The organism is Pseudoalteromonas sp. CNC9-20, assembly GCF_022347875.1.
GTDB classification, from domain to species: Bacteria; Pseudomonadota; Gammaproteobacteria; order Enterobacterales; family Alteromonadaceae; genus Pseudoalteromonas; species Pseudoalteromonas ruthenica.
On the sequence record NZ_JAKRFS010000003.1, the window covers coordinates 313,093 to 334,334 of the forward strand.

Consider the following 21,242-nt stretch of genomic DNA (forward strand, 5'->3'; position numbering starts at 1 on the left):
TATGACTTCTCGCCAGCGTCAGTTTGAGCAACGTGTCACCCACCATTTAGCGATCATTTACGCCGGTATTCTTGATGATGCGCAATGTCAGGAGCTCGCGGCACAATTGCTTGAACTGATGCTTAAAGGTGATGTGGTTCGCCAGCCCACACCTCATAAAAGTCGCTGGGATGAACGGGATGCGGTGTTGATTTGTTATGGCGACTCGGTGAATAAAACTCAGGCTCATGAACCCCATACGCTGCCCACTGAACCGCCTTTGTATACACTGAAACAATTTCTCGATACCTACACCGAAGGCGCCATTAACTCGGTGCATATTTTGCCATTTTACCCTTACTCGTCAGACGAGGGGTTTGCGGTGATGAATTACGTGCAAGTCAATGAGGCCCTTGGCAGTTGGCAGCATATTAACGATATCAGCAAAGATTACCGGCTGATGGCCGATTTAGTGATCAATCATTGTTCCAGTAAGAGCCTGTGGTTTAGTAACTTTATTGCTAACGTTGCCCCCGGAAAGGGTTATTTTAAAACGGCCAATGTCAGTGACAATCTAGACGACGTGGTGCGTCCACGCACATCTGAGCTACTCAACAAGGTGCGTACGGCAGCGGGTGAGCAACATGTGTGGTGCACTTTTAGTCATGATCAAGTGGACTTTGATTTTGCTAACCCGCAGGTGTTGCGAGAGTTTGTGGCGATTATCCGCTTTTATCTCGACAACGGAGTACGTTTATTTCGCCTCGATGCGGTGGCCTTCTTATGGAAAGTCCCCGGAACTTCCTGCATTAATTTGCCGCAAACACATGAAGTGGTGCGTCTGCTTCGCACTTTGATAGAACATGTGCAGCCACAGGCTATTATCATTACTGAAACCAATATTCCCAATGAGCAAAACCTCTCCTATTTTGGTAATGCCAATGAAGCGCATTGCATTTATAACTTCTCTTTACCTCCTTTGTTATTACACACCTTGACTACCGGTGACTGCACAGCACTGAAAAAGTGGATGATGCGGATGCCCCCCGCCCAAGATGGTACGGCCTATTTTAACTTTATAGCCTCCCATGACGGCATTGGCCTGCGCCCAGCAGAGGGCCTGTTAGATACCGTGCAAATTAATGCTCTGGTGGCCTGTATGCAGCGCTTTGGTGCCAAGGTGAGTTGGCGCACACAAAATGACGGTACGTTAGCGCCTTATGAAATCAACATCGCGTTGTTTGATGCCTTACAGGGAGCGCAGCAGGGGCCAGATAACTTTGCTGTGGCGCGATTTCTATGTGCTCATGCCATTATGTTGGCACTGGAGGGAATTCCCGGTGTGTATATTCACTCGCTCACGGGGACCGAAAACGACTATGAGCGTTTTAATAATACCCAGCATAATCGTGCCATTAATCGCCATCGTTGGCACTGGCATGACTTAGAGGCCAAATTGGCCGATCCACATAGCCATCACCAAAAGGTGCATCGTGGTATGTTGAATTTGCTTAAGATACGCGGGAAGCAAAAAGCCTTTCACCCCAATGCAACGCAGTTTACTTTGCACCTTGGCCAAGAAATTTTCGGCTTTTGGCGGCAAAGCGCCGACCGCCAACAAAGTATTTTTTGTCTGTTTAACATTAGCAATCAGCCACAAACCTTGTCACTGGAAGATTTAAACTTGGTGAACACCCAGCCGTGGTGCGATTTGCTCAGTGACATTGTCTATAAAGACATGAGCACATGCCTGAGCATGCGCCCTTATCAAGCCATATGGCTTACGAACACGACGACTTAAACGGGTTGCGTGTATCTTGACCACTTTCTAAGTTACGCATCAAAATGGCGTGTTCAAGGTCGATATCCTCGGGGATGGGAATACGCACTTGATGGCCAGAGCCTTTTGCATCGCTAATACGCTCGCCCTTGGTGTTTTCCATGTGTTGTAAGTTAAAATGCACGTTGCCTTTAGGTGTCATTAACTCCAATGAGTGGCCGGTACAAAATTTATTTTTAACGTCTATTTCTGCTAAGCCATTCGCGGTTCGACCAAGCACCTCACCAACGAACTGCTGTGAATCAGAAATAGAGTGGCCATAGTCATAATTTTGATACTCTTGGTGCGCATGGCGTTTTAAAAAGCCCTCGGTATAGCCTCGGTGGGCGAGATGCTCGAGACTGCGCAGTAAGTTGGCGTCGAATGGCTTGCCAGCGACGGCGTCATCAATGGCTTGGCGGTACACCTGAGCCGTGCGTGCAACGTAATAGAACGATTTAGTACGGCCTTCTATTTTAAGACTATGAACGCCCATACGCGTCAGCGCATCCACATACTGCACGGCGCGCAGGTCTTTGGAGTTCATGATGTAGGTGCCGTGTTCATCCTCAAATGCTGGCATATACTCCCCCGGGCGGCCTTGTTCTTCAAGCATAAATACCTCATTGGTAGGCGCACCCAACCCAAGTGTTGGGTCCACCTTATGCACCACATCACCGGTCGGCGTTTCGGTGGCCGGTTGCACATCGTAGCTCCAGCGACAGGCATTCGTGCAAGTACCTTGGTTGGGGTCGCGTTTGTTGATGTAGCCACTGAGTAAGCAGCGCCCTGAATACGCCATGCATAACGCGCCATGGACAAACACTTCTAATTCGGTGTTAGGACACAGTTCGCGGATCTCTGCAATCTCTTGCAGTGATAACTCGCGCGATAGAATCACCCGCTCAACTCCCTGTTTGGCCCAAAACAGCACGCTGGCATAATTCACGGCGTTGGCTTGAACACTCAAGTGAATGGGCATATCAGGCCATTTTTCTCTCACCAACATAATAAGCCCCGGGTCAGACATGATCAGGGCATCGGGCTTCATGGCGATAACCGGCTCTATATCGCGCAAATAGGTTTTTATTTTGGCGTTGTGCGGCGCAATATTAGAAACCACATAAAGTTTTTTATTTTGCTGGTGGGCCTCATTTATACCAAGCTCGAGGTTAGCGAGGTTAAACTCGTTGTTTCGAACTCGCAAACTATAGCGAGGCTGTCCCGCATAGACGGCATCTGCGCCATAGGCAAAGGCGTAGCGCATATTTTTTAAACTACCCGCAGGGCTGAGCAGCTCTGGTGAAAATACAGACATAATGATTCCTTAACTGAGTCCAGGTCAGTGAAAAAATAGCTCGGCAGTGTAGCGGTGAGGGCGCTAGGATGGTTTGATATGGATCAGCTTTTGCTATTGCGTCAACGCACTAAGCACAGTAGGGCGGTAGAGCACATCATCACCGAAACGGGGTTGTCATCGCCCTGACTTGTTTATTCACTAAGCTCACGGGCGTAACAATGTAGTAGGATTTTCACGCCAAAGCGCGTATAATTCGCGCCCGGTAAAGTTTAACACTTAAAATTTAACGTTATTTGGAGCAAAACATGGCTTTAGAGCGCACTTTCTCTATCGTTAAGCCTGATGCGGTAGCTAAAAACCACATCGGTGCAATCTACAACCGTTTCGAAACTGCAGGTCTTAAGATCGTTGCATCAAAAATGGTTCACCTATCACAAGAGCAAGCTGAAGGCTTCTACGCTGAACACAAAGAGCGTCCTTTCTTCGGTGCCCTTGTTTCTTTCATGACTTCTGGCCCAGTAATGGTGCAAGTTCTTGAAGGTGAAGATGCAATCCGTAAAAACCGCGAAATCATGGGTGCGACTAACCCTGCGGAAGCGGCTGCTGGCACACTACGTGCTGACTACGCAGAAAGCATCGACGAAAACGCAGTACACGGTTCTGACGCGCCAGAGTCTGCGGCTCGCGAAATCGCTTACTTCTTCGCTGAAGAAGAAATCTGTCCTCGTACTCGTTAATTTCGAGCTACGACAACAGTCGCGGGAAGGGCTTTCGGGCCCTTTTCTTGTCCTTGTAATTCCTTAGTTTATTGGCACTGCAGCCAGTGTGCTAAGGAATTGCTATAATGGTTAAATTGTGTACAATTTGCCACCTTCGTTTTATCCGTCACCTGATAGAGGTTTGTTCATGGCCACGACTGAGAAAAAAATCAATTTACTCGATTTTAATCGCCAAGGAATGCGCGAGTATTTCGCATCCATTGGTGAAAAGCCGTTCCGCGCCGATCAGGTGATGAAGTGGATTTACCATTTTGGCATCGACAATTTCGACGACATGACCAATCTCAATAAGAAACTCAAAGCGCGACTGAGTGCTGAGTGTGAGATTCGCGCCCCGGAAATTTCGGTAAAGCAGCCATCCAGCGATGGCACTATCAAATATGCCTTGCTACTCGATGGTGGCCAAGAGGTCGAAACCGTTTGGATCCCGGAAAAAGATCGCGCCACCTTGTGCGTATCGTCGCAAGTGGGTTGTGCATTGGAATGTACTTTCTGCTCGACCGCACAACAGGGCTTTAACCGTAACCTCAAGGTTTCTGAAATCATCGGTCAGGTATGGCGTGTGGCTCGTGACATTGGTCTGCACGGTGACAGCACCCGCCGTCCAATCACCAATGTGGTGATGATGGGCATGGGAGAGCCACTGCTGAATTTGAAAAACGTGGTTCCGGCGATGGAATTGATGATGGATGATTGGGCGTTTGGTTTATCGAAGCGTCGCGTTACCTTGAGTACTTCAGGTGTGGTTCCAGCGCTTGATTTGTTAAAAGAGCAAATAGACGTGGCCTTGGCTATCTCCTTACACGCTCCGAATAACGAATTGCGTGATGAGCTAGTGCCGATTAATAAAAAGTACCCTATTGAAGAGTTTTTAGCGGCGTGTCGCCGTTATATTGATGGTTCAAAAGCGAATAAAGACATCACCATTGAGTATGTGATGCTGCAAGAAGTCAATGACAGCACCGATCATGCCCATGAATTAGTGAAAGTACTTAAAGGCACGCCATCGAAGGTTAACTTGATTCCTTTTAACCCTTTCCCAGGCAATGATTACGGGCGCTCAAGCAACAGTCGTATCGACCGCTTCTCGAAGGTACTGCAAGGGGCCGGTATTACCACCATCGTGCGTCGTACCCGAGGCGATGATATCGACGCCGCATGTGGTCAGCTGGTGGGTGATGTGGTTGATAGAACCAAACGTTTGGCCAAGAGAAAAGAGCGAGAAAAGAGCGCTATCGCTATAAATGTGGCTCAATAACAGAAAATATCGCCCTTTTGTTAAAAAATAGATGAAACAAAAGGGCTTTTCGGTAATATAGGTGCAATAACGGAATTAACGAGGCGACGCCATGCGCAAGCTTTTAGTGACCAGTGTCAGTTTACTCGCCTTAGGCGGGTGTGTAACCGAAAGCACCTATGTGGGCAGCGACCGGCCTGTAGTAGAAAAACGAATAAATAATGTCGACGCCGCGCGTACGCGCATCTCTTTAGCCCTCAACTATCTCTCGCAGGGCAACAGCACACAAGCTAAATATAACCTCGAACGCGCAGCTAAGTTTGCACCAGAGCTTCCTGAAGTACATTACTCGATGGCTTACTACTATCAACGAGTCGGTGAGCATCAGCGTGCCCAAGATGCTTACGAACGTGCGATTGAGCTCGAGCCGAATGATCCAAACACCTTGAATAATTATGGGGTGTTTTTATGTGATATTGGCGATTATGAAGGCGCAGTTGACAAGTTTATGTCAGCAATCGAAATTCCAAGCTATTTACGGGTTGCGGAAAGCTACGAAAACTTAGCTTTGTGCGCACTCGAATTTGATAAATTTGATGCCGCTGAGTCCTACCTTGAAGAAGCGTTGAATCACAGTTCTTTACGTGCATCCAGCCTCATTAATTTAGCTGCAGTGCACTATGCTAAAAGCGATTTTTATAAAGCACAGCAGGTGCTCCAGCGTTATGAGCGCACTGGACGAGTTTCATCGCGGTCATTGTTACTTGGTTATTTGATTCAAGATCGTATGGGTCATGTGGAAGATGCGCGTAAATTAGCAGAAACCATCGAGCTGACGTACCCGTCGTCGATTGAAGCGCGTATTGTCCGCGAGCAGCGCTATAGCGCCAGTGAGTTTGAACAGTTGCGAGAGCAGTATCGCAAACACCAACTTTCTGAGTTGCAAGGGGTGATGCAAGATGACCGCATCGTTGCCAAGCCAAAAATCAAGGTGATGAAGAAAAAGTCGAGCACCTCGACAATGCCTACCACAGCGCCGGTAGTCATCACTTCACCAGCGCAGCAACAGGCCGCAACCAGCAGTGCCGAGCAGACTCAAGAAATGGTCGACAGTGCTCATGAAAATAGCGACCTAGTTGCAAATGACGATGCAGCAACCACAAATGACAAGGTAGAAGCAGCAAATACTGAGGTGGATACAGCCGCAGAAGCTGTTAAAGCACAAACCTCAGATACTGAAGCGACTCAAACCGAACAAAGTGCTACCGAGCAGGTTAATGCAGACTCTCAGGACATTGCGGTGGTCACGACCACCGATACCAGTGACGAGATAACGACCCCGAATCCAGAGCCGTCAGCTGCGCAACCTGCAGCACAGCCGAGTGACGATAATAGCGATGGCGCGCAGAGTGCACCGCAACAGCCTGCTGAAGCGCTGCAAGCAAGCGCCGAAATTGATGAACAATCAACGTCACCGGCCGATTTGCCAGAGCATGACTCCGCTGCACAAGATGAGCTTGCAACCACAGCCGCCACCGATGAGGTCGACACGGTTGCTGAGCAACAAAATGCTGAAGTAGCGACCCAAAGCGAAGGGGCTGACAGTGCATCTGACGTAGTGGCCGAAAGTAATGACGGCGCCGAGCCGCCATCTTTATCCACCGATGAACAAGCAATGGCACAGGTGAGTGATGTCCCTGCACAGCATGAGAGCGATGACACCACCACGCCTGTAGACAGTACGCAAGCGTCCGATGCACAGGCCCTCGCAAGTGAAGATGTGGTGGTACAGCAAAGTAATACTGAGCTCAGTGAAGGGGTCAGCGAGTTTATCGCTCAAGGCGCACAGGTCGATAGTGATGACCCACTGGCGCTGCCTTATCACGTAATGAAAAAAGGGGAGACCTTATTCAGTGTTTCTGCACGCTATAATATTCGCTTAAGCACATTGCGTGAATGGAATAACCTTAAGAGCGCAGATCACGTGCTCAGTGGTAGTAAAATTTACTTAAAAGAGCCGAACATTTATCATACTGTGCAAGAAGGAGATACGCTGTTTAGTATCTCCACCCAGTATAACATTCTTCTGCAACGACTAATGGAATGGAATCAGCTAGATGAGGGCGCTCGCCTAGTACCCGGCGAGAAACTGTATTTAGTTGATCCTCAAAACTATTAAATATGAGCGAAAATAGTGAAATAACAGAGGAAAGTGCTCCATTAGAAATAGGGAAATATTTAGTACAAGCGAGGGAGCAACACAGGTTAAGCCAAGAACAAATGGCGAAAAGGCTGAACCTGACAGTGCAAAAGCTTGATGATTTAGAGCATGACCGCCTCGAAAAGCTCGGCCCGCCGATCTTTGTTAAAGGCTATGTGAAGGCTTACTGCAAAGTGGTAGGCCTAGATCATAAAGAATTGCTTGAGGGTTATGACCCACAAGATGACAGTGAACAAATCGCGGCCATGCAAAGCTTTTCGCGAAGAACTGAAAAAGAAGCCCATGACAGCCGCTTGATGCTGGTAAGCTATATTATCCTGGCCATCATCTTGGGCTCCTCCGCTATTTGGTGGTGGCAAAATAGTGATGACCCGCTGAGTTTGTCTACCCCAGAGTCCAGCACTGTGAGCTCGAACCCAATATCCAGTGAGGGGCCTGAAAACGCTGAGCAACAGCCAGTGCAACCAGGTGGCGAAATCCAAGAACAAAGTCAACAAACACCCGCTTCCGAAGCACAACAATCAGCGACGACGCTGAGCGCGCAAGAGCCACTGTCTGACACTGCGACAGAAGAGCGTGAAGAGACTGCTGATGCAGCACCTACAGCAAATACTGCAGTGCAAAGCGAGCCCTTAAAAAGTGGTCAGCAGCGTGTATATATGCGTTTTAGCGGTGAGTGCTGGGTGGCGGTAGAAGATGCTGATGGTAAGCGCCTAGTTTACGATATAAAAAATGCAGGACAAGAGCTTGAACTCATTGGCAAAGCGCCTTTTGCTGTCACGCTTGGCAAACACGATGTTGTTGATATCGAATTAAATGGTGAAGCGGTTGATATTTCACAGTTTCCGAAAAACCGCCTCGCTAAATTTTCATTACCGTTAACAGAGTAAGTAGTATGTTTTCAGAGTCACCGATCAAACGCCGCAAATCGACGCGTATTTATGTAGGTGATGTGCCTATTGGCGACGGCGCGCCAATTGCGGTGCAGTCCATGACCAATACCGACACCATGGACGTCGATGCCACAGTCAAGCAAATTCAAGCTATTGAGCAAGCAGGCGCAGACTTGGTGCGTGTCTCAGTGCCCACTATGGCGGCGGCTGAGGCGTTTAAAAGCATTAAAGAACAAGTGGATATTCCGCTAGTTACGGATATCCACTTTGACTATCGTATCGCGCTTAAAGTGGCTGAGTACGGCGCTGATTGCCTACGTATTAATCCCGGGAATATCGGTAATGAAGAGCGAATTCGAGCAGTAGTCGATGCCGCTGGTGAACGTAATATTCCGATTCGTATCGGTGTTAATGGCGGTTCACTAGAGCGTGACTTACAAGAGAAGTACGGCGAGCCAACGCCTGAAGCTCTGCTTGAGTCGGCGATGCGTCATGTGGAAATTTTACAGCGTCTCAACTTCGACCAGTTTAAAGTGTCCGTCAAAGCCTCCGATGTATTTTTGGCTGTCGGCGCATACCGATTGTTAGCACAAGAAATTGATCAGCCGTTGCATTTAGGGATCACCGAAGCAGGTGGTTTTCGTTCTGGCTCGGTGAAGTCAGCAGTCGGTTTAGGCATGCTCCTAGCCGAGGGCATTGGTGATACTTTACGGGTGTCGTTGGCGGCCGATCCTGTGCAAGAAATTAAAGTCGGCTTTGACATCCTTAAATCGTTGCGTATACGTTCGCGCGGTATTAACTTTATTGCCTGCCCAAGCTGTTCGCGTCAAGAGTTTGATGTGGTCGGCACCATGAACCAGCTTGAAGAGCGCCTCGAAGACGTGGTCAAGCCGATGACCGTTTCTGTGATCGGCTGCGTAGTCAATGGCCCGGGTGAAGCCTTGGTCAGTGATATTGGCTTAGCCGGGGCAAATCGCCGTTCAGGCCTGTATATCAACGGTCAGCGACAAAAGCTGCGTATCGATAACGATAACATTGTCGATCAACTTGAAGAGCAAGTGCGCGATTACCTCGCTAAACAAGAACAACAAACGCCAATCGACGTTAAATTAGTTGATTAAGCCTTGCTCTGCTACTTGGTGGTAGCGGCGCAAAAGGCTATAATGGCGCGCTTAATTTATCGACGCTTTGACATCGGCGCTTGAGCGCCTAAACAGAATTTTTGGGATTATCAGTGGCAAAACAAATTCAAGCAGTCCGTGGGATGAATGACATCCTACCGGGTGATACACAAGTTTGGCAGAAAGTGGAAGATACCTTGCGCCAGTGTGTGGCCTCTTTCGGTTATCAAGAAATCCGCTTCCCGATCGTTGAATCAACCGATCTTTTCAAGCGCTCTATTGGCGAAGTGACTGATATCGTAGAAAAGGAAATGTATACCTTTGCCGATCGTAACGGTGATAGCCTCACCTTACGTCCTGAGGGCACAGCGGTGTGTGTGCGTGCCGGGAACCAAAATGGTTTACTGTATAATCAAGAACAGCGCCTGTGGTATATGGGGCCTATGTTCCGCCATGAGCGCCCTCAAAAAGGTCGTTATCGCCAATTTCATCAGTTCGGTTTGGAAGTGTTTGGTATTGCCAGTGCTGATATTGATGCCGAAGTGATCATGCTTACTGCGCAGCTTTGGCAGCAATTTGGTATTAGCGAGCATGTGCGCCTCGAGCTTAATTCGTTGGGCTCCAATGAAGCGCGTGCACAATATCGTGATGCACTTATTGCTTACCTAGCGCAGCACGAAGACAAGCTCGATGAAGATTCAAAGCGTCGTATGCACTCCAACCCACTGCGAGTGCTTGATAGTAAAAACCCTGATGTACAAGCTGTTTTGGCCGACGCACCTAAGTTATCTGAGCACTTAGATGATGAATCTAAAGCACATTTTGCAGATTTATGTGAACGTTTAGACGCAGCGGGTATCGAATATCAGGTTAACGAAAAACTCGTGCGTGGTCTTGATTACTACAACCGCACTGTGTTTGAGTGGGTGACTGATAGTTTGGGTGCCCAAGGCACAGTTTGTGCGGGCGGCCGTTACGATGGCTTAGTTGAGCAACTTGGTGGTAAAGCGACGCCGGCTGTTGGCTTTGCCATGGGTATGGAACGTTTGGTGTTGTTGTTGCAAGCATTAGATAGCGTCGGCGACATTCGCCGTGACGCCGATGTATACGTTGCAGCAATGGGTGACAAAGCCAGTATTCAAGCCCCCGTTATTGCTGCCCAGTTACGTGCGCAAGTGCCAGGTTTACGAGTGTTAGTACATGCCGGTGGTGGTAACTTTAAAAAACAATTAAAACGAGCCGATAAGAGCGGTGCTGAAGTAGCGCTGATCCTCGGTGAAGACGAACTTGAGCAGGGAGTGGTGACAGTGAAATACCTGCGTGAAGAAAAACCACAAGCAACCCACTCCTTGAATGAAATTACCCAGCTATTGGCTGAGATGATTTAGACCTGAGTCTACGAGGTAATAATGGAAATTTATTCAACAGAAGAACAACAAGCAGAAGCGATTAAGCGCTTTTTCAAAGAAAATGGTATTACGCTAGGCCTAGGTATTGTTATCGGTCTAGGTGGCTTATATGGCTGGAAAGCCTATAACCAAAACCAGTTAAGCAGCGCCGAGCAAGCATCTGATGCCTTTAACAAGGTGATTGAAGGTGCTGGGTCACAAGACAGTGATGTAGTTGCTAAAAGTGATGCCTTTATTGAGCAGTACAATGGCTCGAGCTATGCCGTGCTGGCGGCTTTCGTTGCAGCGAAAGAAGCGGTTGATAATGACGACTTAGCTCTGGCTGCTGAGAAGCTAACGTGGGCACAAAAAAATGCTGGCAAAGCAGAATTGCAAGCGATTGCTACCACGCGCTTAGCGCGTATTCAACTAGCTCAGAAAGACTATGATGCGGCACTGGCAACGCTTGATACGCAGTTACCTGAAAGCTATAAGGCCAATGTTGCCGAGCTCAAGGGTGATATTTACCTAGCTCAAGGCGATAAAGCACAAGCGCGGGCGTCGTACCAAGCGGCAGCAGACAATGGCGGTTTAGAGAGTAACCCTTTACTACAAGTGAAGTTAGACGATTTAGCCGAGCAGACTCCAGCAGCTTAAGGAGTGGGTAGTATGAAAAAGTTAACCCTGGCAGGCTTAGCACTGTGTATGGCGTCGCTCACCGGTTGCTCTTCCAGTGATGAAGATGAGTTGGTGTTACCAGAGATTGCCAACCAGTTTGAAACGCAAGTGTTGTGGCAAGAAACTGTGGGAGATGGTGTAGAGCATTATTTTTCTCGTTTACAGCCCGCTGTTTATAAAGACCGCGTCTTTGTTGCCTCGCGTTTTGGTGAAGTACAAGCATTGTCATTAACTGATGGCGACGTCTTGTGGGAGAACGATGTGCGCGCAGACGCCTCGTTTTGGCCATGGGAAAGCACAGACAGCGCCAAACTCTCAGGTGGTATCTTGCAAGCCTATGGCAAGCTATTTATCGGCTCGGAGCATGGCCAAGTGGTTGCTCTTGACCGAGAAACTGGTGAGGTCATTTGGCGTAAAAGTGTTCCCGGTGAAGCGCTATCAAAGCCCGCCGCCGGAGATGGCCTGGTTTACGTTAACTTAGGCTCGGGTAAGTTACTGGCGTTACACCCTGATAGCGGGGAAGAGCGCTGGCGCTATGAGCAAGAAGTGCCGCCGTTGACCTTGCGTGGCCTAAGTGCTCCCACTGTCGCGAATGGCGGAGTCTTAGTGGGTGAAGAGACGGGTAAGTTATCTGTGCTTATTTCTGACAGTGGATTTGCCGCGTGGCAGGCAGATATTGCCCAGCCTAAAGGTGCTTCTGAGTTCGAACGTTTAGTCGACGTTGACACTGAGCCCAAAGTAAGCGGCTCTATGGTGTACACCTTAGCTTATAACGGCAACTTAGCTGCCGTTGATATTCGCTCTGGTAACGTGGTCTGGAAACGTGAATACAGCAGCTACCGCGAATTCAGTATTGTTGGTACTACGATTTATGTGGTCGATTCTGATGGTGTTATCTATGCTTTAGATAAGAGTTCGGGGATCGAACGCTGGTCACAGCCAGCACTGCGTGGCTGGTATATCACAGGCCCTGCAGTACTAGGTGATTACCTCGCTGTGGGTGACCAAGAAGGTAACTTGCACTGGTTAGACCGCAACAGCGGTGAGTTAGTCGCTCGTCACGAGTTTGATGGCTCAGGGTTTTACGTTGAACCTGTGGTTGCTGATGATCGCTTGATCATTGTCACGCGCGATGGCGAAGTAAGCGCCGTTAAAGCGCCGTAAGTTAGATTAATTGGGCTTTGCCCTAAAATAGGCTTCGCCTTCAGGCCAATTGGTCATGGCGGAGCTTTTTTGTTGTTTAAGAGGTATATTATGCTTCCTGTGATCGCCTTAGTGGGGCGACCTAATGTTGGTAAGTCGACATTGTTTAACCGCTTAACTCGCACTCGAGATGCGCTCGTTGCTGATTTTCCCGGGCTCACTCGTGATCGTAAATATGGTCAAGCGAGCTATGATGGCTATGACTTTATTGTGGTCGACACCGGTGGTATCGATGGCTCTGAAGAGGGCATAGAAACAGAAATGGCAGAGCAGTCGCTGTTGGCGATTGATGAAGCCGATGTGGTGCTGTTTTTAGTCGATGCTCGTGCTGGCATGACGGTGGCTGATCAGGCCATTGCCCACCACCTGCGTAAGCAGGAAAAAAAGGTGTTCTTGGTAGCAAATAAAACCGACGGTATCGATGCTGATTCCAACTGTGCGGAGTTTTATCAGTTAGCCCTCGGAGAAGTATACCAGATTGCAGCTGCCCACGGTCGTGGTATAGCTGGGCTACTTACTACAGCATTGCACCCGGTTATCGAGGAGCTCAGCGCATTAGAGGCTGACACTGAGGAAGAAGCCTTTGCTGCGTTTGATCACGACGGTGAGCTGAGTGACGAAGCTCAGCAAGAGCTGGAGAATCAAGCCATAAAATTGGCTATTATTGGTCGTCCTAATGTTGGTAAGTCAACACTCACTAACCGTATCCTTGGTGAAGAGCGGGTGATTGTTTATGATATGCCAGGTACCACACGAGACTCCATTTATATTCCTATGACTCGCAATGAGCGCGAGTATGTGTTGATAGACACCGCCGGTGTTCGAAAGCGCAAGAAAGTCAGTGATGTGGTTGAGAAGTTTTCGGTGATTAAAACGCTCAAGGCCATAGAAGATGCGAACGTCGTGCTGTTGGTGATTGATGCGCGCACAGGCATTTCCGATCAAGACCTAAGCTTGCTTGGCTTTGCCCTCAATGCCGGACGCTCCTTGGTATTGGCGGTAAATAAATGGGACGGACTGGATACCGATGTCAAAGACCGTATTAAGTCTGAGTTAGACCGTCGTCTTGGCTTTGTTGACTTTGCGCGTATTCACTTTATCTCAGCGCTGCACGGCACTGGGGTAGGGCATTTATTTGAGTCGGTGGAAGAAGCCTTTGATAGCGCCACTAAACGCATTAGTACGGCGATGTTACGGCGGATCATGGATATGGCACAGGCGGATCACCAACCACCTTTGGTGCGTGGTCGTCGAGTGAAGTTAAAGTATGCGCATGCGGGCGGCTATAACCCACCGCGTATCGTTATTCATGGTAACCAAGTGCATGAGTTGCCGGATAGCTATAAGCGTTACTTAATGAACTATTATCGCAAAGCTCTAGACATCATGGGGACGCCGATCAAAATTGAATTCCGTGAAGGGGATAACCCTTATGCGGGACGCAGTAATAAAATGACCTTATCACAGCGACGGAAGCTGAAAAAAATCAGCCAAGAGTCTAAAGGTAAGTAATGAAAGCGGCGCAATTAGAGCGCCGTTTTTGTTTATTTTATACGCCCTTAGCGCTATTCTTAAGCTATTGTTCAGAAATAAAACGAGTGGCTATGAAGTGCGTAGGGACGACTATCTTCGTTGATAATGTCGAAGAAGTGCTGGATTTTTATTACCAAGCTTTTGGTTTATCGACACACTACATTGACGAGCAAGGCACTTACGGCGAACTAGCCTGCGGGGTCGCCAAAATCGCCTTTGCCAGCCATCCATTTGCGCAATCACGCTTTCGCCAAGAATATATCCGTACTCAGCCAAAGCAACCGGCACTGGGCTTTGAGTTGAGTCTATGCTGCGATAATGTTGCCCAGAGCTTTGCTAAAGCGGTGGCCGCTGGGGCTGAACCACTGTCGCCACCGGCAACTCATCAAGGGCTCACCTACGCCTATGTGCGCACCCTGGAGGGGACTTTAGTTGTGCTCAGCAATGAGCCATAAAAAAGCCGCTCTAGGCGGCTTGTTTGGTTATTGAATTTCGCCGAGCTTTTCGGCTTGCTCTTTACAGCGGTTGTAGATTTCTTGGCACTGGGCCACGCACACGGTGTTGGTCATACTCTCTTCAACGGTGCTGTTGCTACAGTTGGTTTCACACTGAAAATTTTGCTGCGCACACTGGTTAAGCTCAGGGTTTTCCACACTGTTCTGACAGCCACTTAGAGCGGCGACTAAAGCTAACGCGAAAATCGCTTTCATGGTATTCATCCCTTTTATTTTTCTGTTACTTAGCTGCAGTCTAGCGTTAAATTATCGATAAGTCTCACTTTATCCAAATAGGCGGCCACTAATAACACCAGCTCAGAGTCTTTGGCTGTCGCTGCTGTCAGTCGATTGCGCTCAGCCACATTAAAGTAATCGATACGCAGTCCTTGCTGTTCTATGCGGGCGATAGCTTGATGCTCCAAGTCGGCAAAGTCGTTATTACCGGCCTGTATTTGTTCTTTGACCCATTGCAAGGTAGTGAACAAGGTGCTCGCTTGCTGCTTTTGCGCTTCATTAAGATAGTTATTCCGAGAGCTTAGTGCTAAACCATTCACATCTCGTTGGGTTGGCACACCGATGACCTCTATAGGCATGGACAGGTCGCGCACCATGGTTTTTATGACTTGTAGCTGCTGAAAGTCTTTCTCGCCAAAACAGGCGAAGTCAGGCTGTACTAAATTGAACAGCTTAGTGACCACAGTGGCAACACCGCGAAAGTGTCCTGGGCGGGCACCGCCGCAATAACCCAATGATACGCCAGGGACGTCAACATAGCTTTGACTTTCTAAGCCATTGGGGTAGATGGTTTGTACTGTGGGAGTAAATAAGTAATCGGCACCGCGCTCACTTAACCCCTGTTGATCAGCTTTTAAGGTACGCGGGTACGCATCTAAATCCTCATTGGCACCAAATTGCATGGGATTAACAAAAATACTGACGACCACCTTATCTGCTAACGTTTTCGCTTTATCAACAAGTGAGTAGTGCCCCTCATGTAAGTTGCCCATAGTTGGAACAAAGGCGATGCTCAACCCCGCTTGGCGCCAAGACTTAATTTGGCTGCGTAGTGAGCGAATTTCGCTGGTAGTCTGCATAGCTATCTTCGTCTAATTGAATTCATGGTCAGGGCCAGGAAAGGCACCACTTTTTACATCTTCACAAAACTTCTGCACCGCCGCAGGCATGTTACCGGTTTCGGCAAGAAAGTTTTTCGAGAATTTAGGAATATACCCTGCGGAAATACCGACTAAATCATGCATAACTAGAATCTGTCCATCGGTCTGGTTGCCCGCGCCAATGCCTATAGTGGGAATACTCACCGCATCGGTGATGGCTTTGGCTAAGGCGCTTGGAATGCATTCAAGTACCAAAAGCTGCGCTCCAGCTTGCTCTAACGCCTGTGCATCGGCAATCATTTTCTGCGCCTGCGCTTGGTCACGGCCTTGAATTTTAAAGCCGCCAAATACATGGACCGATTGCGGCGTTAGCCCCAAATGTCCACAGACCGGCACGCCTTGCTGAGTGAGGGCTTGGATACTGTCATGCAGCCACTCGCCGCCTTCCACCTTAACCATGTTGGCACCAGCACGCATCAGCTTGGCTGCATTCTCGCAGCTTGCTGCAACAGTGTTGTAAGTCATAAATGGCATATCAGCGATGACAAACAAATCGCGGCTGCCAGCGCGAACGCAACGCGTGTGATATGCAATATCCTCTATACTGACTGCGAGCGTATCATCACTGCCTTGCAGCACCATGCCTAGGGAGTCACCGACCAATACGGCATCAACGCCATTGTCGGCAAAAAGTTTGGCAAAACTGGCATCATAGGCTGTAAGCGAGGTTATTTTTTCACCTGCTTGTTTTTTCTTTGCCAGAGTAGAAACTGAGATCTTCGCCATATGCTGTCCTTATTAGAGTTGTTCTAAGCCATTGCGTGGGGTATTGGCCACGAGGCGTTGCAGCGAGCTGCCATCTGGTAGATGTAAATCAGGAGCTAGCTCATGAAGTGGGTAGAGCACAAATTCACGCTCTTTCATACCGTAATGTGGCACTGTGAGGCGGGCATCATCAATGCATTGCTCGCCAAATAAGAGGATATCGATATCTAAAGTACGTGGCCCCCAGCGCTCGGCCTTGCGCACTCGACCGAGTCGTTGTTCAATCGCTTGAGTGGCATCGAGAAGTTGGTGCGCCCTTAAGGTGCATTGCATTGCGAGCACCGCATTCACATAGTCGGGCTGATCTTGCGGTCCCATAGGTTTACTGGCGTACAGCGCCGAGCAGCGGTGTGCTGTGGTGCCCGCCAGAGCCTTGAGTTCAGTAATAGCATGGTGTAATTGGGCGATAGGGTCGCCTTGGTTTGCACCTAATCCTAAGTACACCTGAGTCATTATTGTGACTCACCCTTAGGTTTGTTGCGGTTGCGTGAGCCGCCGCTACGACGACGCCGACGAGGGCGGTTATTGCCTCCTAGGGCTTTGACCATCATCTTTTGACCGTTCACATCGGCATTAAGGTAGGCACTCCACCAATCAGCCAGCTCTTTTAGGTCCTCTTGACCGCTATCTACCAGTAGCAACATAAAGTCGTAAGCGGCTTTAAAGCGTGGTTGCTGGCTCAGGCGATAGGCGCGTTGGCCACCGCGTTTATCAAAGCGGTGTTGAATGTGCCAAATGTCTCGTGCTCCTAGCGTGAAACGCTTAGGCACTGCCACATGTTGGGCGTTTTCCGATAAAATTTGGTTCATGGCCGCAGCCAAGGCTTCAAAATGTGGCAATTGATCGCGTTGCATCAACAACTGACAACGCTCTAACAGCGGGAACCACAGCAGTGCGGCAAAAATAAACGCCGGGGTAACTTTCTTATCGCCGTTAATCCGCACATCGGTATTGGCAAACATCTGCGCTATAAAACGCTCTTCTTGACCACCAGGGTTGGCATCAAGCAGCTTGTCTAATGCGGGAAATAAATACTTAAATAACCCATATTGGCGCAAAGCATGGAAATTAGCTTCGGCTTTGCCGCCCAAAAACAACTTCAAACACTCTTCAAACAAACGAGCTGGCGGGATATGCGCAAGTAAGTCAGCCAATTCAGTAATGGGTTTTGCTGTAGCGCTGCTAATGCTCATGTCTAATTTGGTGGCAAAGCGAATGGCACGCAACATCCGCACAGGGTCTTCGCGGTAGCGTGTCTCTGGATCGCCAATAAGCTCTATGCGGCGGCCTTTAATGGCTGCGACGCCATTAGCGTAATCATAAATGCAGAAATCTTTAATTGAGTAGTACAGCGCATTGATAGTGAAATCACGGCGCTCGGCATCTTCGTCGATAGTACCGTAGACGTTGTCGCGGAGCAGTTGACCATGCTCAGATGACTGACTGACGTTATTTTTTGAGTCTTGCGCCTCGTGGTGACCACGCATGGTGGCGACTTCAATGATCTCGCGGCCAAATACGATATGCGCGAGACGAAAGCGACGACCAATTAAACGACAGTTACGAAACAGCTTCTTAACCTGCTCTGGCGTCGCATTAGTAACGACATCAAAGTCTTTTGGTTGCAGACCCAGTAGCAAATCGCGCACACAACCACCGACCAGATAGGCTTCAAAACCACCGTCTTTGAGTCGGTATAATACTTTTAACGCGTTGGGACTAAACTGGCTGCGCGAAATCCCGTGCTCGCTGCGGGGGATAATCACCGGCTCGTCGAGCGTCCCTACGGTTGCTGAGTGGGCGTCAATGTGCTCTTTTGCGGACAGTGCTTGTCGGCAAAAATGAAACAATTTGGAAATGATAATCGCTCTCCTAGGCTGCATTTATGGCGATTTTAGAAGTGGCTTATAATATACCAGCGCGGCGGAAAAATTAAGCGAGGGAGCAAAAAATCACGGCTTTATAGGGTGGTTAATTCGGTGTTGCCCGCTTCATCTTCACTTACTTGCACTTCTAGGGCCTGACGCAGCTGTACTTTAGGGTATTGGCTAACAGCCCAATCAACAATGGTTGCAGCGCGCTCATGGAGCAGTTCAGGGTCAGGTTGAAAACCTAAAAAGCGTAATGCATCTAATAGAGCTGGTTGAGGGTGTGCGCGCTCGATAGCTGGCGCGTAATTTTGCTTCGACAGCTTAAAGCCTGGGCTGGCCACAGCTAACGGCAGGTGCATATAGCTCGGTGGAGTGGCCCCTAATTCAGTAAATAAGCCGATTTGCCGTGCGCTGGGGATAAGTAAGTCGGCACCACGGACAACATCAGTAATGCCTTGGTCAATGTCATCGATGACCACGACCAGTTGATATGCGAACAAGCCGTCCCGGCGCTTAATAATGTAGTCTTCGCGTGCTTGTTGCGTCAACACTTTTACCTCGCCTTGAAGGCGGTCTTGAAAACGCTCGACAATCTGGTTTTGAACTAATCTGAGGGCATATTCATCACCGCTCACCGTCAAGTTGCGGCAGCGATTATCATAGACGCCACCCATGGCTTTAATTTGTTTGCGAGTGCATTGACAGCGGTAAATTAAACCTCGGTCATAAAGTTCATCGGTGATTGCTTGATAGCGCTCTAAACGTTGGCTTTGGTAAACGACGTCACCATGCCAATGCAGTGCATAGGCTTCGAGGGTTTTTAGAATGTCGGTATCAGCGCCGGCTTTGACGCGTGGAGTGTCAATATCTTCAATGCGAACGAGCCAGCGGCCATGATGACAGCGGGCATCTAGGTAGCTACCAAGAGCAGCTACCAGAGAGCCGAAATGCAGGGGACCGGATGGGGAAGGGGCAAAACGGCCAACGTAATGGCGCGCGGCAGGTGTGCTCGTGCCCAAACCCGTAGTTGTCATGGTTGATTAACCGCGACCGGCTTGCTTCTCTTTAATCTCAGCGAGTGATTTACAGTCCACACACAAATCTGCAGTTGGTCGCGCTTCTAAGCGGCGAATACCGATTTCAATACCACAAGATTCGCAATAACCAAACTCGTCTTCATCGATAAGTGTGAGGGTTTTTTCAATCTTTTTAATTAGCTTACGTTCGCGGTCACGAGTGCGAAGTTCCAAAGAGAACTCTTCCTCTTGCGCGGCACGATCGACTGGGTCTGGAAAGTTAGCCGCTTCATCCGCCATATGGGTCTTGGTGCGGTCAACTTCGTTTCTCAGTTCGTTACGCCATGATTCCAGAATTTTGCGAAAGTGAGCACGTTGCTGCTCATTCATATACTCTTCGCCTGGCTGTTCTTGATACGGTTCTAACCCCGCCTGAGCGATTAACCCTAGTTTACGCTGCTCTGGCATAACACTCTCCTAAATCCTTAATATACAGTCCCCGGAAATAACCGGCGGCTATAAATAGCAGAATACCACCCCCTTAGCAAACACTTTTTTCTTAACCCGATGGCGACTGAATCCATCATGACTGGTAAAAAGGAACGATAAAGTGTGGCGTTTATTCTTTTCTTAATTCAGCTTTATATGGTGTTCTTGATCACTATTTCAAGTTGTTTTTTGTAATAAGATAACGTTTTGGTGATTTGCCGTACCAGCGCTTGAAAGCTCGTTGCAACGCACTTTGCTCAGAAAAACCAAGTTTTGTTGCAATATCAATGGCTTTGTAGCCGGATTCAAAGAGCTGTAAAGCCAGACGCGCACGGGCTTCATCCAATAATTGCGAAAAGCTTGTTTGCTGCTGCGCCAGATGACGCTGCAGTGTACGTGTTGGCACAGCGCACAGTTGCGCCGCTTGCTCTACATTGAGCCGCTGTGGCAAATGCGCTACCAGTTGTTGTTTTACTTTTTCACGTAAATCAAAGCGCGCATCCAGTTGTTGTTGAGCTTGATGCAGTAACAGCTGCTCTAGGGTAGTATCGGGCTGCTTGAGAGGTTGGCCAAGCAACCCCCTTGCGATGGTCATGCTGTTAGTGCTGCTATTGAAATACACTGGACATTTAAACACGTTTTCGTAAATACGCTGTTCCTTGGTGTTATTAGGTGGCGAGCGCATTAGGTGTACGGCAACCGGCGTCAGCTGCTCTGCTTGCAAAACATACATGCGAGCAAAGCTTAGCCAGCTAGCAAAAAGCTCATCAATTACGTAGTAACAGTGCGATTGCGTGGGCCCTAAATCTAAAGTTAGCGTTTGCGCTCGCTGATGAAAGGTGAGGCTTTGGGTGTGGCGCACTAATGGATGAAATCGACGTCCGTAGTCAATGACCCGGTGTAAATTAGGGCTCACGGCAGCAAGGTGACCAAGCACGCCCCAGCGCTCAAGGTCCAATTGCACGCCAAAGTATAAGCCGATATGTGCGCAATTGAGTTGCTGATGCGCCCAAAGCATTAGACGGTGGTAATGGCCAAGGTGAAAACTTTCACTGGGCTGGTGTAGTGCCTGCTCATCGCAGCGCAGCTGGTGCAAGGCGTCGGCTCGTTTCAGCCCCTTTGTTTCTAAAAACAAAACCAAAGAACGCAGTACTTGATGGCTGACAAAAGAGGGACTCATAGTGCTATTTGTTATTATTTTATTGTTCTTTATCCACGCTGCGCTAATTGGCGCGTAAAGTCAATTTTTGGCGTTATAGGTCAAGATTTACACCTGAG

General features: G+C 48.8%; 20 protein-coding genes. 11 read left to right on the forward strand and 9 right to left on the reverse strand.

The annotated features are described in order from the left end of the window. The first annotated feature begins 1 nt into the window (after window position 1). Complete coding sequence (locus MHM89_RS08570) at window positions 2-1,780, forward strand: sugar phosphorylase (protein ID WP_239408603.1); 1,779 nt, start codon at window positions 2-4, stop codon at window positions 1,778-1,780. On the opposite strand, the gene yegQ is transcribed toward MHM89_RS08570, so the two are convergent. Then, window positions 1,761-3,116 carry a tRNA 5-hydroxyuridine modification protein YegQ gene (gene yegQ / locus MHM89_RS08575; RefSeq protein ID WP_022943788.1) on the reverse strand — a complete coding sequence of 452 codons (1,356 nt, stop codon included), beginning with the start codon at window positions 3,114-3,116 and terminating at the stop codon, window positions 1,761-1,763. The genes MHM89_RS08570 and yegQ overlap by 20 nt on opposite strands. Before the next feature lie 287 nt (window positions 3,117-3,403). Between yegQ and ndk the strand changes: the two genes are divergently transcribed. From ndk to MHM89_RS08625, 10 genes are all read left to right on the forward strand, one after another. Further along, window positions 3,404-3,835 carry a nucleoside-diphosphate kinase gene (gene ndk, locus MHM89_RS08580; protein ID WP_130148693.1) on the forward strand — a complete coding sequence of 144 codons (432 nt, stop codon included), beginning with the start codon at window positions 3,404-3,406 and terminating at the stop codon, window positions 3,833-3,835. Between the two features lie 169 nt (window positions 3,836-4,004). Further along, window positions 4,005-5,135: a bifunctional tRNA (adenosine(37)-C2)-methyltransferase TrmG/ribosomal RNA large subunit methyltransferase RlmN gene (locus MHM89_RS08585; protein ID WP_022943790.1), complete on the forward strand. Its 1,131-nt coding sequence runs from the start codon at window positions 4,005-4,007 to the stop codon at window positions 5,133-5,135. Window positions 5,136-5,226: 91 nt separating this feature from the next. Then, window positions 5,227-7,293: a type IV pilus biogenesis/stability protein PilW gene (gene pilW / locus MHM89_RS08590; RefSeq protein ID WP_239408604.1), complete on the forward strand. Its 2,067-nt coding sequence runs from the start codon at window positions 5,227-5,229 to the stop codon at window positions 7,291-7,293. A gap of 2 nt (window positions 7,294-7,295) precedes the next feature. Then, window positions 7,296-8,225, forward strand: a complete 930-nt coding sequence (locus tag MHM89_RS08595) for a RodZ domain-containing protein (protein WP_239408605.1) — start codon at window positions 7,296-7,298, stop codon at window positions 8,223-8,225. A gap of 5 nt (window positions 8,226-8,230) precedes the next feature. After that, window positions 8,231-9,349, forward strand: a complete 1,119-nt coding sequence (gene ispG / locus MHM89_RS08600; protein WP_022944280.1) for a flavodoxin-dependent (E)-4-hydroxy-3-methylbut-2-enyl-diphosphate synthase — start codon at window positions 8,231-8,233, stop codon at window positions 9,347-9,349. 113 nt (window positions 9,350-9,462) lie between these two features. After that, window positions 9,463-10,737: a histidine--tRNA ligase gene (gene hisS / locus MHM89_RS08605; protein ID WP_022944279.1), complete on the forward strand. Its 1,275-nt coding sequence runs from the start codon at window positions 9,463-9,465 to the stop codon at window positions 10,735-10,737. Window positions 10,738-10,758: 21 nt separating this feature from the next. Beyond that, the gene (locus MHM89_RS08610; protein ID WP_022944278.1) at window positions 10,759-11,394 is read left to right on the forward strand and encodes a tetratricopeptide repeat protein; all 636 of its coding nucleotides are present in this window, start codon (window positions 10,759-10,761) and stop codon (window positions 11,392-11,394) included. A gap of 12 nt (window positions 11,395-11,406) precedes the next feature. After that, window positions 11,407-12,579, forward strand: coding sequence for an outer membrane protein assembly factor BamB (gene bamB / locus MHM89_RS08615; RefSeq protein WP_022944277.1), 1,173 nt, complete (start codon window positions 11,407-11,409; stop codon window positions 12,577-12,579). 90 nt (window positions 12,580-12,669) lie between these two features. Beyond that, window positions 12,670-14,130: a ribosome biogenesis GTPase Der gene (der, locus tag MHM89_RS08620; RefSeq protein WP_045979691.1), complete on the forward strand. Its 1,461-nt coding sequence runs from the start codon at window positions 12,670-12,672 to the stop codon at window positions 14,128-14,130. A 92-nt stretch (window positions 14,131-14,222) separates the two neighbouring features. After that, on the forward strand, window positions 14,223-14,606 hold the full coding sequence (locus MHM89_RS08625) for a VOC family protein (RefSeq protein WP_045979690.1): 384 nt from the start codon (window positions 14,223-14,225) through the stop codon (window positions 14,604-14,606). A 27-nt stretch (window positions 14,607-14,633) separates the two neighbouring features. On the opposite strand, the gene MHM89_RS08630 is transcribed toward MHM89_RS08625, so the two are convergent. The 8 genes from MHM89_RS08630 to MHM89_RS08665 all read right to left on the reverse strand — a co-directional run bounded on the left by MHM89_RS08630 (window position 14,634) and on the right by MHM89_RS08665 (window position 21,144). After that, the gene (locus MHM89_RS08630; RefSeq protein WP_026111017.1) at window positions 14,634-14,870 is read right to left on the reverse strand and encodes a hypothetical protein; all 237 of its coding nucleotides are present in this window, start codon (window positions 14,868-14,870) and stop codon (window positions 14,634-14,636) included. 20 nt (window positions 14,871-14,890) lie between these two features. Next, window positions 14,891-15,742 (reverse strand): pantoate--beta-alanine ligase, encoded by an 852-nt coding sequence (gene panC, locus MHM89_RS08635; RefSeq protein ID WP_045979689.1) that lies wholly within the window; start codon window positions 15,740-15,742, stop codon window positions 14,891-14,893. A 12-nt stretch (window positions 15,743-15,754) separates the two neighbouring features. Further along, window positions 15,755-16,549, reverse strand: a complete 795-nt coding sequence (gene panB, locus MHM89_RS08640) for a 3-methyl-2-oxobutanoate hydroxymethyltransferase (protein WP_239408606.1) — start codon at window positions 16,547-16,549, stop codon at window positions 15,755-15,757. 12 nt (window positions 16,550-16,561) lie between these two features. Then, a complete protein-coding gene (gene folK, locus MHM89_RS08645; protein ID WP_239408607.1) occupies window positions 16,562-17,041 on the reverse strand; it encodes a 2-amino-4-hydroxy-6-hydroxymethyldihydropteridine diphosphokinase in 480 nt (159 codons plus the stop codon). Beyond that, window positions 17,041-18,471, reverse strand: a complete 1,431-nt coding sequence (gene pcnB, locus MHM89_RS08650) for a polynucleotide adenylyltransferase PcnB (RefSeq protein ID WP_082079329.1) — start codon at window positions 18,469-18,471, stop codon at window positions 17,041-17,043. The genes folK and pcnB overlap by 1 nt, the downstream gene beginning before the upstream one ends. Before the next feature lie 77 nt (window positions 18,472-18,548). Then, window positions 18,549-19,493: a tRNA glutamyl-Q(34) synthetase GluQRS gene (gene gluQRS, locus MHM89_RS08655; protein WP_239408608.1), complete on the reverse strand. Its 945-nt coding sequence runs from the start codon at window positions 19,491-19,493 to the stop codon at window positions 18,549-18,551. Between the two features lie 6 nt (window positions 19,494-19,499). Continuing rightward, a complete protein-coding gene (gene dksA / locus MHM89_RS08660) occupies window positions 19,500-19,943 on the reverse strand; it encodes an RNA polymerase-binding protein DksA (protein WP_022944268.1) in 444 nt (147 codons plus the stop codon). A gap of 193 nt (window positions 19,944-20,136) precedes the next feature. Next, entirely contained in the window at window positions 20,137-21,144 is a 1,008-nt protein-coding gene (locus tag MHM89_RS08665; protein WP_239408609.1) for an AraC family transcriptional regulator, read from the reverse strand. Window positions 21,145-21,242: the final 98 nt, after the last annotated feature.